Genomic DNA, 543 nt, shown 5'->3' with positions numbered 1-543 from the left:
CACGCATGTTGAAAAATGCGGGGATGAGGTGGGGGTAGCGGAGAAATTCCAATCGAACTCGGAGATAGCTGGTTCTCCCCGAAATAGCTTTAGGGCTAGCCTCGGAATGAAGAGTCGTGGAGGTAGAGCACTGATTGGGTGCGGGGCCCGCAAGGGTTACCAAGCTCAGTCAAACTCCGAATGCCATGTACTTATATCCGGGAGTCAGACAGTGAGTGCTAAGATCCATTGTCGAAAGGGAAACAGCCCAGACCATCAGCTAAGGTCCCCAAGTGTGTGTTGAGTGGAAAAGGATGTGGAGTTGCACAGACAACCAGGATGTTGGCTTAGAAGCAGCCATCATTGAAAGAGTGCGTAATAGCTCACTGGTCGAGTGACTCTGCGCCGAAAATGTAACGGGGCTAAACACACCACCGAAGCTATGGCTTGATACTTTGTATCAGGGGTAGGGGAGCGTTGTATAGAGGTTGAAGGTGTACCGTGAGGAGCGCTGGACACTATACAAGTGAGAATGCCGGTATAAGTAACGAAAAGATCAGTGAG

At 50.5% G+C, this 543-nt stretch carries 1 rRNA gene; it reads left to right on the top strand.

The annotated features are described in order from the left end of the window. A 23S ribosomal RNA gene (locus tag AC1TO9_RS24545) occupies positions 1-543 on the top strand; the annotation flags it as partial.

The organism is Paenibacillus sp. Y916 (genome assembly GCF_056786435.1).
Note: the sequence above shows the minus strand (reverse complement) of the source record. Positions and strands in the feature narration are given on the sequence as shown.